Source organism: Streptomyces sp. BBFR102, assembly GCF_051397025.1.
Classification (GTDB): Bacteria; Actinomycetota; Actinomycetes; order Streptomycetales; family Streptomycetaceae; genus Streptomyces.
The window spans coordinates 1,467,749-1,484,160 of the sequence record NZ_CP195757.1 but is presented as its reverse complement, the minus strand read 5'-3'; the positions used below and the strand labels follow the sequence as shown (position 1 = coordinate 1,484,160).

12 protein-coding genes and 3 tRNA genes are annotated in these 16,412 nt (G+C 73.0%); 8 read left to right on the top strand and 7 right to left on the bottom strand.

Annotated elements, in window-relative coordinates:
- The first annotated feature begins 118 nt into the window (after positions 1–118).
- On the top strand, positions 119–559 hold the full coding sequence (locus ACSLIC_RS06745) for a PPOX class F420-dependent oxidoreductase (protein WP_436736765.1): 441 nt from the start codon (positions 119–121) through the stop codon (positions 557–559).
- A gap of 10 nt (positions 560–569) precedes the next feature.
- Here the strand turns inward: ACSLIC_RS06745 and ACSLIC_RS06740 are convergent, their stop codons facing one another.
- Both ACSLIC_RS06740 and ACSLIC_RS06735 read right to left on the bottom strand, forming a co-directional pair.
- On the bottom strand, positions 570–2,516 hold the full coding sequence (locus tag ACSLIC_RS06740) for an amylo-alpha-1,6-glucosidase (RefSeq protein WP_436736764.1): 1,947 nt from the start codon (positions 2,514–2,516) through the stop codon (positions 570–572).
- A 35-nt stretch (positions 2,517–2,551) separates the two neighbouring features.
- Entirely contained in the window at positions 2,552–2,833 is a 282-nt protein-coding gene (locus tag ACSLIC_RS06735; protein ID WP_436736763.1) for a hypothetical protein, read from the bottom strand.
- Between the two features lie 872 nt (positions 2,834–3,705).
- Between ACSLIC_RS06735 and ppdK the strand changes: the two genes are divergently transcribed.
- The gene (gene ppdK, locus ACSLIC_RS06730) at positions 3,706–6,456 is read left to right on the top strand and encodes a pyruvate, phosphate dikinase (RefSeq protein WP_436736762.1); all 2,751 of its coding nucleotides are present in this window, start codon (positions 3,706–3,708) and stop codon (positions 6,454–6,456) included.
- Positions 6,457–6,727: 271 nt separating this feature from the next.
- Positions 6,728–7,513: a sulfite exporter TauE/SafE family protein gene (locus tag ACSLIC_RS06725; RefSeq protein ID WP_436736761.1), complete on the top strand. Its 786-nt coding sequence runs from the start codon at positions 6,728–6,730 to the stop codon at positions 7,511–7,513.
- A gap of 164 nt (positions 7,514–7,677) precedes the next feature.
- Here the strand turns inward: ACSLIC_RS06725 and ACSLIC_RS06720 are convergent, their stop codons facing one another.
- Positions 7,678–8,331, bottom strand: coding sequence for a hypothetical protein (locus ACSLIC_RS06720; protein ID WP_436736760.1), 654 nt, complete (start codon positions 8,329–8,331; stop codon positions 7,678–7,680).
- Positions 8,332–8,641: 310 nt separating this feature from the next.
- Between ACSLIC_RS06720 and cutA the strand changes: the two genes are divergently transcribed.
- A complete protein-coding gene (cutA, locus tag ACSLIC_RS06715; RefSeq protein WP_436736759.1) occupies positions 8,642–8,995 on the top strand; it encodes a divalent-cation tolerance protein CutA in 354 nt (117 codons plus the stop codon).
- Between the two features lie 66 nt (positions 8,996–9,061).
- Here cutA and ACSLIC_RS06710 read toward each other — a convergent pair whose 3' ends face one another.
- The 4 genes from ACSLIC_RS06710 to ACSLIC_RS06695 form a co-directional block, all read right to left on the bottom strand.
- On the bottom strand, positions 9,062–9,604 hold the full coding sequence (locus tag ACSLIC_RS06710; RefSeq protein ID WP_436736758.1) for a class I SAM-dependent DNA methyltransferase: 543 nt from the start codon (positions 9,602–9,604) through the stop codon (positions 9,062–9,064).
- Between the two features lie 548 nt (positions 9,605–10,152).
- A tRNA-Ile gene (locus ACSLIC_RS06705) sits at positions 10,153–10,229 on the bottom strand.
- A 210-nt stretch (positions 10,230–10,439) separates the two neighbouring features.
- A tRNA-Asn gene (locus ACSLIC_RS06700) sits at positions 10,440–10,512 on the bottom strand.
- Positions 10,513–10,517: 5 nt separating this feature from the next.
- A tRNA-Asn gene (locus ACSLIC_RS06695) sits at positions 10,518–10,590 on the bottom strand.
- Positions 10,591–10,763: 173 nt separating this feature from the next.
- On the opposite strand from ACSLIC_RS06695, the gene ACSLIC_RS06690 reads away from it, so the two are divergent.
- The 4 genes from ACSLIC_RS06690 to ACSLIC_RS06675 all read left to right on the top strand — a co-directional run bounded on the left by ACSLIC_RS06690 (position 10,764) and on the right by ACSLIC_RS06675 (position 16,383).
- Positions 10,764–11,063: a YtxH domain-containing protein gene (locus tag ACSLIC_RS06690; protein ID WP_436736757.1), complete on the top strand. Its 300-nt coding sequence runs from the start codon at positions 10,764–10,766 to the stop codon at positions 11,061–11,063.
- 89 nt (positions 11,064–11,152) lie between these two features.
- Entirely contained in the window at positions 11,153–12,607 is a 1,455-nt protein-coding gene (locus ACSLIC_RS06685) for an FGGY family carbohydrate kinase (protein ID WP_436736756.1), read from the top strand.
- Positions 12,608–12,739: 132 nt separating this feature from the next.
- Positions 12,740–14,473, top strand: a complete 1,734-nt coding sequence (locus ACSLIC_RS06680; RefSeq protein WP_436736755.1) for an ABC transporter ATP-binding protein — start codon at positions 12,740–12,742, stop codon at positions 14,471–14,473.
- Positions 14,473–16,383, top strand: coding sequence for an ABC transporter ATP-binding protein (locus tag ACSLIC_RS06675; protein ID WP_436736754.1), 1,911 nt, complete (start codon positions 14,473–14,475; stop codon positions 16,381–16,383). Before ACSLIC_RS06680 ends, ACSLIC_RS06675 begins: the two co-directional genes overlap by 1 nt.
- Positions 16,384–16,412 lie beyond the last annotated feature (29 nt).

Sequence of the window (16,412 nt, the reverse complement as noted above, 5' to 3'; positions counted from 1 at the left end):
CCCCGCTGCCGGACGGGCCTGCCGGCGGTGAACCGGTCTTTCCCAGAAGGGAGTTGACCCGCACAATCGACGGGTCAGCCGCCCCCAGGGGCGCCGCCGGACGACCGAAGGACCGCACGTGGCCCAAGACGACGCACGCAAGGCCCACCTCTCCCTCCTCGCCGACCACCGCCGCGGGGTGCTGGTCACCCTGAAGAAGGACGGCCGCCCTCAGCTGTCCAACATCGACTTCACCCACGACCCGGCGACGGGCCTCATCCGCTTCTCCACCACCGACGGCCGCGCCAAGGTCCGCAACCTGCGCCGAGACCCGCGCGTCAGCCTCCACGTCACCACCCCTGACGGCGGCGCGTACGCGGTCTACGAGGGCACCGCCACCCTCTCGGCCACGGCCGCCGCCAGGGACGACGCGGCCGTGGAGGAACTGGTGGACGTCTACCGCGCCGTCCAGGGGGAGCACCCCGACTGGGACGAGTACCGCGAGGTCATGGTGGAGGACGGCCGCCTCGTGGTCCGCTTCGCCGTCGACCACACCTACGGCTGGGTGCCGGGGGCCTGACGCGCCCGGCTCAGACTCCGCCGACCGCCGTCAGCAGCGCCAGCGGCGTGGCCGCGACCCGGGACTCCCGGACACTGGCGTACGGGTGCGGGACCGGGGCGGGGGAGTCCGCCCGGTCGTACCCGGCCGTCACCGGCGGCAGCCCGCCGGCGGTCAGTGCGGCGGCCTCGGCGAAGGCCGCCGCCACCCGGCGGGCCTCGTCGTGCAGCCCGTACCGGGCCAGGCCGAGGGCGGCCAGCGCGTTGTCGTGCGGCCAGACCGCGCCCCGGTGGTAGCCGAGCGGGTGGTACGCCGGCTGGCCCGCGGCCAGGGTGCGCACGCCCCAGCCGGAGAAGAAGTCCGGCTCCAGCAGGCGGCGCCCGACCACCTCCCCGTACTCCTTGTCGAGCAGCCCCGACCAGAGCAGGTGCCCGGCGTCCGAGGCGAGCGCGTCGAGCGGGCGGCCGTCCGCGTCGAGGGCGAGCGCGGGGAAGCCCTGCGGCTCTAGCCAGAAGTCGCGCTGGAAGCGGTCCCGCAGCTCGGCCGCGGCCTGGTCGCAGAGTTCGGCGTAGGGCACGTCCGCCCAGACGGTACGGGCCAGTTGGGCGGTGCGGCGCAGCGCGTCGTACGCGTACCCCTGGGCGCCCGCCGAGACGACCGCGCCCACCGGGCGGGAGCCGTCGGCGCGGCAGAGGGCACCGGGCGAGTCCTTCCAGTGGTGGTGGGCCAGGCCGCCCTCGTCGGCCCGGTGCAGCAGATAGCCGCTGGTGGCGAGCCCGCCGTGGTCCAGCATCCAGCCGACCGCCGCCCGGGCGTGCGGCTCCAGCCGCCGCGCGAGCGCCGGGTCCCCGGTCCGCTCGGTGTACGCGCCGAGCAGCACCAGGAAGAGCGGGGTGGCGTCGACCGAGCCGTAGTACCGCCCGTAGGGGACCTGGCCGAAGTGGGCCAGTTCGCCGTGGCGCACCTCGTGCACGATCCGGCCGGGCCGGGCCGCCGGGTCCGTGGCGCCAGGGTCGTCCGGGGCCTGGGAGGCGGCCAGTGCCAGCAGAGTGGCCGCCGCCGGGGCCGCACGGTAGGGCAGCACGAAGAGCGAGGTCAGCAGGGCGTCGCGGCCGAAGAGCGCCGCGTACCAGGGGACGCCGGCGCCCGGCACGAGCAGCGCCTCGCCGTCCGGTCCCGCCGCCTCCACCTGGAGCAGCGCCAGCTCGGTCAGACCCCGGTCGGCGGCGGCCGCGAGCGCGGGCTCGGAGGCCGGCAGCCGCACCCCGGCGCGGTACTCCTCCACGGTCAGCGCCCGCCGGACCACCGCGTCGGCCACCGTGGCCGGGGGCGTCCGGGGCGCGGGGGCGTCGCCCGGCAGAGCCTGGACGCGGACGGTCAGCACCGCCTCCCCGGCCGCGTCGGGGCCGAGCGTCCAGACCAGGCGCCGGGCACCGGTTCCGGTCTCCTCCACCGCCTCGGGCGCGGGGTCGGCGGTGATCCGGGTGCCCGCCTGCCAGCCGCCCCGCCGGTAGCCGAACTCCACGCCGTCGGACAGGACTTCGCGGCTCCGCTGGAACGCGGCCTTGACGTAGGTGCGGTGGTCGGAGCGCAGCTCGAAGAGGTCGGCGAAGTCCGCGTCGACGGTCAGCGCGATCCGCAGCGGCGCCGCCGCCGGGGTGTTCCGCATCACCCGCAGCCGGTCGACGAGGCACCCGTCGCTCAACGCCTGCTCCCGGAAGACGGTGTACGCGGGCGGCTCGCCCGGACCGGACCGGGGCGCCAGCACGCTGCGCAGGGTCTGCTCGCCGGACGCCGGGACCAGCACCTCCGGCCCGGCCCCGTCCAGCGCCAGTTGCCACCGGCTGAGGTGCCGAGCGTCCCGGACGAACAGCCCCTTCGGGACGGCCCCCCGGCCGGCCGCCCCGGCCTCCCCCTCGTCCCCGAGCGCGGCGAACGCGCCCCCGTGCACCAGTAGATGATGGTCTCGCCGGTTCATGGCCTGGCCCTTCCTCGGTCCCGTGCCGACACGTCTCAGACGCGGACCCCGGTCGCCCGCCGGCCCGCCTGGCCCGCGTCCGTCCGCACGGCGGCCGACTCGCGGACCGGGACCGCGGAGATGCCGGTGCGGTCGGCGTGCGGCACCCGGGCGGCGGAGCGCGCCCGGAGGGCCGCCTCGGGCACGCTGGACGACGGGGCCAGGGCGAACGAGCCGGGGGCGATGCCGGGCACGCCGGGACCGGAGGCCGTCGTCGGGACGCGCTCTGCTGCGGGCGCGGCGGTCTCGGCGGCCGGGGCGGCGGTGGAGCGGTCCACGCGGTCTCTTCCCTGGAGGGTCGTACGGACACACCACTGCCCGCGTCGTGCGGCAGCCGGTGCCGTGGGGTTATGTCTGTTTGACGCGCAAAACTCACTGTGTAATGCGCTGTTGATGAGCGCAAGGGGGTAGGGCGTGTCGAGTTCGGACGGAAGGGCCGGCCCCGGGCCGGTCCGGGCGACCTGCCCGCCCTCGTCCGGAGTGGCCGCGCCACCGCACGCGGCGCGCCCTCCGACAGGTGCCCGGCCGCTCCCGGGCGGCCGTCGGCCCCGCCTCGACCGGCTCTTCCGCGCCGAGGGGTCGTGGCGGATGGCCCCGGCGTCCGAGGGGGCTCATGGCGGCCCACCCGACGCCTGAGGCGACCTTCCGGGTGCGCTCATCCGAGCGCCGCTCCAGGATTGGCGGAAACCCGCGCCCCCTGTCGTCCCAGCAGGCGGCACCCCGTGCCGAGAGTGCCGGTGTGCGGTGCGAGCTGTTCGCCTGGTGTGCGGAAGTCGTCCACATGGTGGCCCAAACCCCCTTCGCGGGGCGTGATTCTCGCCACCCCTGATCGGGCCCCCGCTCAGATGAGCGTGAATGGCGGGCCTGTACTTGTCAAAGGGTGGCACTGGGTGCCAATGCTCGATCATTCTTAAGTCGAACTCCATGATGGCCGAGCGTGACCGAACTGGGCGCCGGCGCACACGTTCCGCCTTGATGCCTTCGACTCTTGAAGGCGGATTGCGAGTCCATGCTTCCCTGTGACCACTTTCGATCTGCTGGCAGACGGGTGGCCGCGGCCCCATGACGCACAAGTGGACGTACCCAGGTGCCTTCGATCTGGGTATGTTCCTCGCCGTCAGGGCAGCCAGTCCGCGAGGAGTCGAATCCCGTGTCGGAATCGAAGAACACAGAACCCGCCGTAACGAACGCCGGTGCCGAGCAGGCGCAGAAGTTCGTCTACGACTTCACCGAGGGCAACCGCGACCTCAAGGACCTCCTCGGCGGCAAGGGGGCCAACCTCGCCGAGATGACCAACCTGGGTCTGCCCGTCCCTCCGGGCTTCACCATCACCACCGAGGCGTGCAAGACGTACCTCGACAGCGGTGACGAGCCCACGGAGCTCCGCGACGAGGTGAGTGCGCACCTCGACGCCCTGGAGCGGACCATGGGCAAGAAGCTCGGCCAGGCCGACGACCCGCTGCTGGTCTCGGTGCGTTCCGGTGCCAAGTTCTCGATGCCGGGCATGATGGACACCGTCCTCAACATCGGCCTCTCCGACAAGTCCGTGAAGGGCCTCGCCGCGCAGTCCGGCGACGAGCGCTTCGCCTGGGACTCGTACCGCCGCCTCATCCAGATGTTCGGCAAGACCGTCCTGGACGTCGACGGCGACCTCTTCGAAGAGGCCCTGGAGGCCGCGAAGAAGGCCAAGAAGGTCACGGTCGACACCGACCTGGACGCGGCCGAGCTGAAGAAGCTCGTCACCAAGTTCAAGAAGATCGTCAAGACCGAGGCCGGGCGTGACTTCCCGCAGGACCCGCGCGAACAGATGGACCTCGCCATAAAGGCCGTCTTCGACTCCTGGAACGGCGACCGCGCCAAGCTCTACCGCCGCCAGGAGCGCATCCCGCACGACCTGGGCACCGCGGTCAACATCTGCTCCATGGTCTTCGGCAACCTCGGCCCCGACTCCGGCACCGGCGTCGCCTTCACCCGCGACCCCGCCAGCGGTCACCAGGGCGTCTACGGCGACTACCTGCAGAACGCGCAGGGCGAGGACGTCGTCGCCGGTATCCGCAACACCGTGCCGCTCGCCGAGCTGGAGTCGATCGACAAGAAGTCGTACGACCAGCTCATGGAGATCATGGAGACGCTGGAGACCCACTACAAGGACCTCTGCGACATCGAGTTCACCATCGAGCGCGGCCAGCTCTGGATGCTCCAGACCCGCGTGGGCAAGCGGACCGCCGGCGCCGCCTTCCGCATCGCCACCCAGCTCGTGGACCAGGGCCTCATCGACGAGGCCGAGGCGCTCCAGCGGGTCAACGGCGCGCAGCTGGCCCAGCTGATGTTCCCCCGCTTCGACGACTCCACCTCCGTCGACACCATCGGCCGGGGCATCGCCGCCTCGCCCGGTGCCGCCGTCGGCAAGGCCGTCTTCGACTCGTACACCGCCATCAAGTGGTCGCGCTCCGGCGAGAAGGTCATCCTGATCCGCCGGGAGACCAACCCGGACGACCTGGACGGCATGATCGCCGCCGAGGGCATCCTCACCTCGCGCGGCGGCAAGACCTCGCACGCCGCCGTCGTCGCCCGCGGCATGGGCAAGACCTGCGTCTGCGGCGCCGAGGACCTGGAGGTCGACACCAAGCAGCGCCGGATGACCGCGCCGGGCGGCCTCGTCGTCGAGGAGGGCGACGTCGTCTCCATCGACGGCTCCACCGGCAAGGTCTACCTCGGCGAGGTGCCCGTCGTGCCGTCGCCGGTCGTGGAGTACTTCGAGGGCCGCATGCACGCCGGCGCCGACGACGCCGACGAACTGGTCGCCGCCGTCCACCGGATCATGGCCTACGCCGACCGCGTCCGCCGCCTGCGGGTGCGCGCCAACGCCGACAGCGCCGAGGACGCGCTGCGCGCCCGCCGCTTCGGCGCGCAGGGCATCGGCCTGTGCCGCACCGAGCACATGTTCCTCGGTGAGCGGCGCGGGATGGTCGAGAAACTGATCCTCGCCGACACCGACGCCGAGCGGGAGACCGCGCTGGAGCAGCTGCTGCCGCTCCAGAAGAAGGACTTCGTGGAGCTGTTCGAGGCGATGGACGGCCTGCCCGTCACCGTCCGCCTCCTCGACCCGCCGCTCCACGAGTTCCTGCCCGACATCACCGAGCTGTCGGTCCGCGTCGCCCTCGCCGAGTCCCGCCAGGACGCCAACGAGAACGACCTGCGCCTGCTCCAGGCCGTCCACCGCCTGCACGAGCAGAACCCGATGCTCGGCCTGCGCGGCGTCCGCCTCGGCCTGGTCATCCCCGGCCTGTTCACCATGCAGGTCCGCGCCATCGCCGAGGCCGCCGCCGAGCGGAAGAAGGCCAACGGAGACCCGCGCGCCGAGATCATGATCCCGCTGGTCGGCACCGTCCAGGAGCTGGAGCTGGTCCGCGACGACGCCGAGCAGGTCCTCGCCGAGGTGCAGAAGGAGACCGGCGTCGACCTGAAGCTGGCGCTCGGCACCATGATCGAGCTGCCCCGCGCCGCGCTGACCGCCGGCCAGATCGCCGAGGCCGCCGAGTTCTTCTCCTTCGGCACCAACGACCTCACCCAGACCGTGTGGGGCTTCTCCCGGGACGACGTGGAGGCCAGCTTCTTCACCGCCTACCTGGAGAAGGGCATCTTCGGGGTCTCGCCCTTCGAGACCATCGACAAGGACGGCGTCGGCAAGCTCGTCCGCGACGCCGTCGAGGCCGGCCGGGCGACCCGTCCCGACCTCAAGCTCGGCGTCTGCGGTGAGCACGGCGGCGACCCCGAGTCGGTCCACTTCTTCCACGAGGTCGGACTCGACTACGTCTCCTGCTCGCCGTTCCGCATCCCGGTCGCCCGCCTGGAGGCCGGCCGCGCCGCCGCCGCCTCGAAGGGCAGCGACAGCCGCTGACCCGGACGGGCGCAGACTCCCGGAGCCGGACGCACGCCACCCTGACCCTCACCGGCGTGCGGCGTGACGGCTCCGGTTCCCCGGGGACCGGGCCCGGCGCCACCCCTGTGCGGGGGGAGCGCCGGGCCCGGCCCGGCGGCAGAGCCCCTGGGACCCGCTTCACGAGGGCGGGACCCAGGGGCTCTGCGGTGTCCCGGCCGCGGAGGCGTACGCCGTCTCGGACCGTGGGCCCCCCGCCGGAGTCGCAGGGCTCCCGGATAAGGTCATGCTCATGCCTGACATCGCCCTGACCAGCGTCATCCTGCTCTGCGTGGCCGCGCTGGCCGCCGGCTGGATCGACGCCGTGGTCGGCGGCGGCGGGCTGCTCCTGCTGCCCGCGCTGCTCCTGGGGCTCCCCGCCGGCACCTCCGCCGCCGTCGCCCTCGGCACCAACAAGGCCGTCGCCATCGTCGGCACCACCGGCGCGGCCGTCACCTACGTCCGCCGAGCCCCCGTCGACGTCCGCACCGCCGTCCGGATCGGGCTGGCCGCGCTCGCCGGCTCGACGGGCGGCGCCTTCTTCGCGGCGGGGATGAGCACCGAGGTGCTCAAGCCGGTGATCATGGTGGTGCTGCTCGCCGTCGCCGCCTTCGTCATCCTCAAGCCCGCCTTCGGCACCGCCGCGCCCCCGCCCGGAGCGGCCTCCCGCCGCCGCACCCTCGCCGCGATCGGCCTCGCCGGACTCGGCATCGGCTTCTACGACGGGCTGATCGGCCCCGGCACCGGCACCTTCCTCGTCCTGGCGCTGACCGCCATCCTCCACCTGGACCTCGTCACCGCCTCCGCCACCGCGAAGATCGTCAACTGCTGCACCAACGCCGGGGCGCTCGCCATGTTCGCCTGGCAGGGCGCCGTGCTGTGGCAGCTGGCCGCGCTGATGGCCGTCTTCAACCTCGTCGGCGGCACCCTCGGCGCCCGCACCGCCCTCAAGCGCGGCAGCGGCTTCGTCCGGATCGTCCTGCTGGTCGTCGTCCTCGCCCTGGTCGCCGACATGGCGTACGAGCAGTGGCTGGCCTGACCGGGCCGCGCACCGGCCGGCCCGTCACCTGAGCCCGCGTGCCAGCAGCCACAGCCCCAGGCAGAAGAAGAACCAGGTCCCGGCCCCGACCCCCAGGCTCACCGCCCTGCGCCGCGACGGCCCCGCCGCCCCGGCGGCGCGGACCGGGCGCCGGGCGGGCCCGGTCAGAGCCCGCCTCCGCGCGTGTGGCGGTGCAGCAGCCAGGTGCCGCCGGCCGCCGCCAGCCCCAGCGCCGCCACCCCGGCCGTGACCTGCACCGGGTCGGAGCCGAGCGCCGATTCGACGCCCGCCACGGAACCCTGGGTCACCTTCTCCCCGGCGCTGTCCGCCCGCTCACCTCCCGGCCCCGAACGCCCCTCGGCGCCGGGGCCGTCGGGCCGCTCGCCCGGCAGCGACTCCTGCCGCTCCCCGACGCCCTCGGAACCCAGCGAGGTGAGCGTCACCACCAGGTCCGCGGCCACCACCTCCCCCCCGGGGCAGCGCGCCACGATCTCGTACGTGCCCGGGACCGCCGAGCGCGGCACCCGGAAGGTGCCCCGCGCGTCCTCGCCCTCCGCCTCCGGCGCGAGGCTGAACCGCCCGGCGCCGACCGCGCCCGCGTCCCCCGTGACGGCCCCGCCGCCCTGCCCCTCCTCCGGCCGGCAAGCACCGGTCACCAGGGTGACCGCCGCGCCGGGCGCCACCTGCCGGGGTTCGACGGCCGCCCGCCCGCCGCTCCCCGCGTCGGCGTACGCGGCCGGGGCGGCGGACAGGGCGAGACCGGCACCGAGGGCGGTGGCCGCTCGGACCGTACCGGTCAGCAGACGGGCAGTACGCATGGTGCTCCTTAGCCACAGACGACAGCGGCACACGGGTGCCGCCGGGGCGCGTCCCCGCTACCGAGGTAAAGCCGCCCCGCCGCCCGCCGCCTGTCGGACGCCTCGTCACAGCCCCTCGCCCACCCGCCCGCCTGACTCCGCGCCAGCCCTGTCGACGCAGGTCACAACGGGTGCACCCGCCACGGCCCGCCCCGCGCCGCACCTCGCCGGTGAACGGGTGACCCGCACCCCCGACCGGCCCAACCCGCCGTCCGGGCCCCGCGCCCGACGTACGGTGTGCGCGTCACACCGCCGAGCAGAGGGACCCGACATGACCGCCCCGCAGGAGTCCGCGGCCCCGCCCGCGATCGTCGTCGTCACGACCGTCGACACCCCCGACCGAGCCGAGACCCTGGCAGCCGGAGCCGTCGAGGCCCGCCTCGCCGCCTGCGTGCAGATCGTCGGCCCGGTGACCTCGGTCTACCGCTGGCGGGGCGCCGTCGAGGACGCCCGCGAATGGCAGCTCCACCTCAAGACCGCCGCGTGGCGCTACCCCGCCCTGGAGGAGTGGCTGCTGCACCACCACGACTACGACACCCCGGAGATCCTCGCCACGCCCGTCACCGACGGCAGCCCCGCCTACCTCCGCTGGATCGCCGAGGAGACGGCACCTGACGCCGGGTGAAACTGGGCGAGGCCGATGAGGGGGACGCGCTGTCCGGCCCGGCCGGGGAGGCGGTCACCAGGCCGTTCAGGGCCGCCGGTGCACCGAGACCGCGTACGCGCCGCCGTCGTACGGCTCCCGGGACCACGTGGCGTACCGCGCCTCCAGGGCGAGGCCCGAAGCCGAGCAGTGCGCGTCGTACGCCTCCAGGGTGTACCCCCGGTCCAGGGAGAACCCCGCCACCAGCCGGCCCCCCGGCCGCACGTGCCCGGCCACTCCGGCGACCAGGGCGGCCTCCGTCCCCGGCGCGGTGAACAAGGGGACGTTGCCCGCCATCACCACCACGTCGAAGGACCGCCCGAGGTCGAGCCCGGCCAAGTCGCTCCGGTGCCAGTCGAGTCGGGGCGCGAGACGCCGGGCGGTCGCCAGCATCGACGCGTCGAGATCCACCCCCACCACGTCGATCCCGTGCCGGGCCAGCTCGATCGCCACCCGCCCCGTCCCGCACCCGGCGTCGAGCACACTGCCCGGCCCCAGGGACCGCACCAGCTCCGCCTCCCCGTGCACGTCCCCGCCCTCGGCGGCGATGCCGTCGAACCGGGCCTGATACGCGTCGCCGTTCCACACCATGCGGGAACTCTGGCACACGGGCCTCTGCCCGCCCGGAGCCGGGGGAGGGGCGGGGCACGCCCTGTCCGGGGGGTACCGTCCGGGCCGCCGAGCCCTCCTGCTTCGTGCGCGTTCACCAACGAGGAAGCACCCCCGAGCAGTTCGGTGCCAGGAGGCGTCGCGGCGCTGTCACCGTCGCCCCTCGCGACATCCCTTGCCAGGTGTGCACCGCGCTGGCTCTCCCCGAGCCGGCATGGCAGAACGACCTTGCCGTCTTCCTCGCCCATGGCATCAAGGAGTCAGGTGGCACCTGGGACGTAGGGGCGCAGAGCCGATCCGACTCCGATCTGCTCGGCATGATCGATCTGAACGCCCAGGGCCAGGACGACGCCGCCGACGCCGCTGTGAGGTGGATACGGGACCACCGTGCCGCGACTGAATCGGTCCCGCGTCCCCTGTATGTCCCCTGGATCTTGATTCGCACGGAAAAGCGGGGGCCGCCACTGTGGAGTGGCGGCCCCCGCTGCAACGTTTTTGCAGGCCAGCTCCGGTGCCGGAGTGCTGGCGTCTGGTGGGGCGGGTGGGACTCGAACCCACGGCCGACGGATTATGAGTCCGCTGCTCTAACCGGCTGAGCTACCGCCCCGTAGCGGCGTGTCGCGTACATGTGTACGTGCCGTCTGCCGCAGCATAGCCGCTCATACGATCTGCTGCCCCGGCTGGTCGGCCTTGCCTGATCTTGAGGACTCCGCGACGGCGCGTGTGGTTCCACCAACGGGGAAGAAGCTCCGCACAGGAACCCCGACGAGACGTCGAGAGCACGAAAAAGGGCCCCCGAGGGGGCCCTCATCGTTTGCTCTCCCGACTGGACTCGAACCAGTAACCTGCCGGTTAACAGCCGGCTGCTCTGCCAATTGAGCTACAGGAGATCGAGCTCCCCCGACTGGACTCGAACCAGTAACCTGCCGGTTAACAGCCGGCTGCTCTGCCAATTGAGCTACAGGGGAATGCTGCGTCGCATCGAACGGGACTCCCGTGCGGAGTGCTCCACCGGGCGCTCGTTCGCTGCGACACATACATTAGCGCAAGCAGGGGGGTGCTTCGCCAATCGGTACCCGGCGGGGCCTCGTCCCTGCCGCCGCGCTCGGCAGGACCGACCACTACGGAAGGGTGGCAGTTGATGCGCTACCGGCTCACCTTCGTCGCCGGAGTGGCCCTGGGCTACGTGCTCGGGAGCCGCGCGGGCCGCGAGCGGTACGAACAGTTGAGGAAGTGCGCGGAGCGGGTGGCCCGGAATCCGGCGGTCCGCAACGCCGCCGAGAGCGCCGCCCAGCAGGGGCGGGGCTTCGCCGACAAGGCGTACCACGCGGTGAGCGAGCGGGTCGGCGACCGTGTTCCGGCGCCGGTCGCCGAGCGGGTGCGGTCGCTGCGCGAACGTGGCCAGGGCCCGGGTGACGACTGGGGAACCGGGAACGTCTGAGACCGACCTCACACCCGCCGTCCGCCCGGCACGGACCCCGGGGCGCCCCGTCTTTACGGGGCGCCCTTCGCGTGCGGCAGAATCGTCGTATGGGGATAGTCGCCGGGCTGGACAGTTCGTCCGCATTCACGCGCATGGTCGTCTGTGACACCGAGACGGGTGCCGTACTGCGGCAGGGATACGCGCCGCATCCGAAGGAAGGGGAGGGGCCGGTCCCGGACGTCGATCCGCAGAGCTGGCTGCTCTCGCTCGGCGAGGCCGCGGCCGGCGGGCTGCTGGAGGGCGTCGAGGCGATCGGAGTCTCCGCCCAGCAGAACGGCCTGGTGCCGCTGGACGCGCAGGGCGCCACCGCCCGCCCCGCCATGGTCGGCGGGGACCGGCGGGCGCAGGTCGCCGCGGCCGACCTGACGGCGGAACTCGGCGGGCGCGAGGCGTGGGCGCGGGCGGTCGGCTCTGTGCCGCAGCCCGCCCAGCCGGTGGCCAAGCTGCGCTGGCTGGCGAGGAACGAGCCGGAGAACGCCGCCCGTACCGTGGGCCTGCTCCAGGCCCACGACTGGCTGGTCTGGCAGTTGCTGGGCCGGCCCGCCCGCCGCACCACGGACCGGGGCGGTGCCTCGGGCACCGGCTACTGGTCGGCGGCGTCGGGGGAGTACCGCCCCGAACTGGTGGAGCTGGCGCTCGGCCACCGGGCGGTACTGCCCGAGGTGATCGGCCCGGCCGAGGCGGCGGGCACCACTCCGGAGGGGCTGCTGATCTCGGCGGGGACCGGCGAGACGATGGCGGCCGCCTTCGGTCTCGGCGTCGGCCACGGCGACGCCGTGGTCTCCCTGGGCGCCTCCGGCTCGGTGATGGCCGTGCACCACGAGGCCGCCTGGGACCCGGACGGCCTGATCACCTCCTTCGCGGACGCCACCGGCATGCACCTGCCGGTGGTCCACACCCTCAACGCGGTCCGCGCCCTGCGCGGCACCGCCGACCTGCTCGGCGTCGACCTGCCCGAACTGTCGCGGCTGGCCCTGGAGTCGACGCCCGGCTCGCACGGCCTGGTGCTACTGCCGTACCTGGAGGGAGAACGCACCCCCCGGCTGCCGCACACCGCGGGGACGCTCAGCGGGCTGCGCCGCGAGTCGATGAAGCGCGAGCACCTGGCACGGGCCGCCTTCGAGGGGATGCTCTGCTCGCTCGCCGACGCCCTCGACGTGCTGCGCGGTCGGGGCGTGGCGATCCGCCGCGTCTTCCTGCTGGGTGCCGCCGCCGACCTGCCGGCGGTCCGGGCCGCCGCCCCGATGATCTTCGGCGCCCCGGTGATCGTCCCCGAACCGGCGGACTACGCGGCGCTGGGCGCGGCCCGCCAGGCTGCCTGGGCCCTCGGCGTCGAGCGCGGCACCCTGGACCGCTCGGCCCCGCCGATGTGGGGCGGGGCGGCGGGCCAGCACGCCGAACCGGGCGAGGAACTCGCCGTCGGCCAGGCCGTACGCCAGCAGTACACGGCCGTGCGGGACCAGACCCACCCGGACGCCTTCGGCGGTGTCCCGCTGTCCTGACCTGCGACGGGCCGACGGGAGGGCCGCGGGCGCCCGGGAGGCTCGGCCCGGGTTGGGTAAAACCGGTGGGTTCCGGTGGCCGGGTGGCGCAGGATGGGTGCGCATCCCGTACGGCCGATCCGGAAGAGACCCGTGCTCATACGACTTCTGCGGACGTATCTGCGTCCGTACCAGAAACCCATCGCGCTGGTGATGGTGCTCCAACTGCTCCAGACCTGCGCGGCCCTGTACCTTCCGTCGCTCAACGCGGACATCATCGACCGGGGCGTCGTGCGGGGCGACACGGGAGTGATCCTCGGGCTGGGCGCCGTCATGCTGGCGGTGACGCTGGTGCAGATGGCGGGCAACATCGGCGCCGTCTACTTCGGTGCCCGTACCGCCGCCGCCCTCGGCCGGGACGTGCGGGCGGCCGTCTTCGACCGGGTGCAGTCCTTCTCAGCACGGGAGTTGAACGGGTTCGGGGCGCCCTCCCTGATCACCCGGACCACCAACGACGTCCAGCAGGTCCAGATGCTGGCCCTGATGACCTTCACACTGATGGTGACCGCGCCCATCATGTGCGTCGGCGGCGTGATCATGGCGCTCGGACAGGACGTGCCGCTCTCCGGGGTGCTGCTGGCCGTACTGCCCCTGATGGCGGCCTCGGTCGGCGTGGTCGTGTGGCGGCTGCGGCCGCTCTTCCGCGCCATGCAGAAGCGGCTGGACACCGTCAACCGGGTGCTGCGGGAGCAGATCACCGGCAACCGCGTCATCCGCGCCTTCGTCCGCGACCGGTACGAGGCGGAGCGGTTCGGCCGGGCCAACACCGACCTGACCGAGGTGTCGCTCGGCACCGGCCGGCTGCTGGCGCTGATGTTCCCGCTGGTGATGCTGGTGGTGAACCTGTCCTCGCTGGCCGTGGTCTGGTTCGGCGCCCACCGGATCGACAGCGGTGCCATGGAGATCGGCTCGCTCACCGCCTTCCTCGCCTACCTGATGCAGATCGTCATGTCCGTCATGATGGCCACCTTCATGTTCATGATGGTGCCGCGCGCCGAGGTGTGCGCCGAGCGTATCCAGGAGGTTCTCCGGACCAGTAGCAGTGTCGTTCCGCCCGACGAGCCGGTCCGCGAACTGGCCGGCCGGGGCACGCTGGAGCTACGCGCCGCCGGGTTCCGCTACCCGGGCGCCGAGGAGTGGGTCCTGCGCGACGTGGAGCTGTTCACCGGGCCCGGCGAGACCACCGCCGTGATCGGCTCGACCGGCTCCGGCAAGACCACGCTGCTCGGCCTCGCCGCCCGGCTGATCGACCCCGTCGAGGGCGAGGTCCTGGTCGGCGGCGTCGACATCCGCCGCATCGCGCCGGAGCTGCTGGCCCGCACCGTCGGCCTGGTCCCGCAGAAGCCGTACCTCTTCTCCGGCACCGTGGCGAGCAACCTGCGCTACGGCAACCCGGAGGCGAGCGACGAGGAGCTGTGGCACGCGCTGGAGGTGGCGCAGGCCAAGGAGTTCGTCGAGCGGCTGGACGGCGGCCTGGACGCACCCGTCTCGCAGGGCGGCACCAACGTCTCCGGCGGCCAGCGGCAGCGACTGGCCATCGCCCGCACCCTGGTGCAGCGCCCCGAGATCTACCTCTTCGACGACTCGTTCTCGGCACTGGACTACGCGACCGACGCGGCGCTGCGGGCGGCCCTGCGCGCGGAGACCGCCGAGGCGGGCGTGGTGATCGTCGCCCAGCGGGTGTCGACCATCCGTGACGCCGACCGGATCGTCGTCCTCGACGAGGGCCGGGTGGTGGCGGTCGGCCGCCACCACGACCTCATGGAACGGGACGAGACCTACCGGGAGATCGTGCTCTCCCAGCTGACGGAAGCGGAGGCCGCGTGATGGCAGATCCGACGGGCGCGCCCGGACAGCGGTCGATGGACTTCAAGGGCTCGGGCAAGCGCCTGCTGGCCCAGTTCCGCCCCGAGAGGACCACCCTGTGGGCGATGCTCGCCACCGGCCTGGTCAGCGTGGCGCTCTCGGTGACAGGGCCGAAGATCCTCGGCTGGGCCACCGACCTGGTCTTCGCCGGCATCGTCGGCCGCGACATGCCGGCCGGGGCCACCCGCGAACAGGTGCTGGAAGGGATGCGCGAGGGCGGCGACGACGGCGTGGCCGACATGCTCTCGGGCATGGACTTCACCCCCGGCCAGGGAATCGACTTCGGCGCCGTCGGCGAGGTGCTGCTCCTCGCGCTCGCCGTGTTCCTCGTGGCCGGCGGCCTGGTGGCGGTCTCGGCGCGGCTGTCGAACCGGGCGATCAACCGCACCGTCTTCCGGATGCGCCGCGACGTGCAGGCCAAGCTGTCGCGGCTCCCGCTCTCCTACTTCGACCAGCGCCAGCGCGGTGAAGTGCTCAGCCGCGCCACCAACGACATCGACAACATCGGCCAGACCCTCCAGCAGACGATGGGCCAGGTGGTCAACTCGCTGCTGACCGTCATCGGTGTGCTGGTGATGATGTTCTGGATATCGCCGCTGCTCGCCCTGGTGGCGCTGGTGACGGTGCCGCTGTCCTTCGTGGTCGCGACCCGGGTCGGCAAGCGCTCCCAGCCGCACTTCGTCAGCCAGTGGTCCTCGACGGGGTCGCTCAACGCCCACATCGAGGAGATGTACACCGGCCACAGCCTGGTCAAGGTCTTCGGCCGCCAGGGGGAGTCGGCCGAGCGGTTCGCCGAGGAGAACGACGCGCTCTACCAGGCTTCCTTCAAGGCCCAGTTCACCAGCGGCATCATGCAGCCGCTGATGATGTTCGTCTCCAACTTCAACTACGTGCTGGTCGCCGTCGTCGGCGGCCTCAGGGTGGCCTCGGGTGCCCTGTCCATCGGCGACGTGCAGGCGTTCATCCAGTACTCCCGGCAGTTCTCGATGCCGCTGACCCAGGTCGCCTCGATGGCCAACCTGGTGCAGTCCGGCGTCGCCTCCGCCGAGCGGGTCTTCGAACTCCTCGACGCCGACGAGCAGGGACCCGATCCGGTCCCCGCCGCCCGCCTGGAGAAGCCGCTCGGCCGCGTCACCCTGGAGAAGGTCTCGTTCCGCTACGAACCGGACCGGCCCCTGATCGAGGAGCTGTCCCTGACCGTCGAGCCGGGCCGCACGGTCGCCATCGTCGGCCCGACCGGCGCCGGGAAGACCACCCTGGTCAACCTGCTGATGCGGTTCTACGAGGTCACCGGCGGCCGGATCACGCTGGACGGCGTCGACGTGGCAGCCCTGGCCCGGGAGGACCTGCGCTCCCGGATCGGCATGGTCCTCCAGGACACCTGGCTCTTCGGCGGCACCATCGCGGAGAACATCGCCTACGGCGCCTCCCGCGAGGTGACCCGCGAGGAGGTCGAGGAGGCGGCCCGCGCCGCCCACGCCGACCGCTTCGTCCGGACGCTCCCCGACGGCTACGACACCGTCCTCGACGACGAGGGCAGCGGGGTCAGCGCCGGCGAGAAGCAACTCATCACCATCGCGCGGGCCTTCCTCTCCGACCCGGTGATCCTCGTCCTGGACGAGGCCACCAGCTCGGTGGACACCCGCACCGAGGTGCTGATCCAGCAGGCCATGGCCCGGCTCGCGCACGGCCGGACCTCGTTCGTCATCGCCCACCGCCTCTCCACGATCCGGGACGCCGACACGATCCTGGTGATGGAGAACGGGGCCATCGTCGAGCAGGGCACGCACACCGAACTGCTCGCCGCCGAGGGGGTGTACGGCCGCCTGTACGCGGCCCAGTTCGCCGAGGCGGCCGTCGAGGTCGACTGAGTGGGCGGCCACGGGGGCCGTCCGGCCCC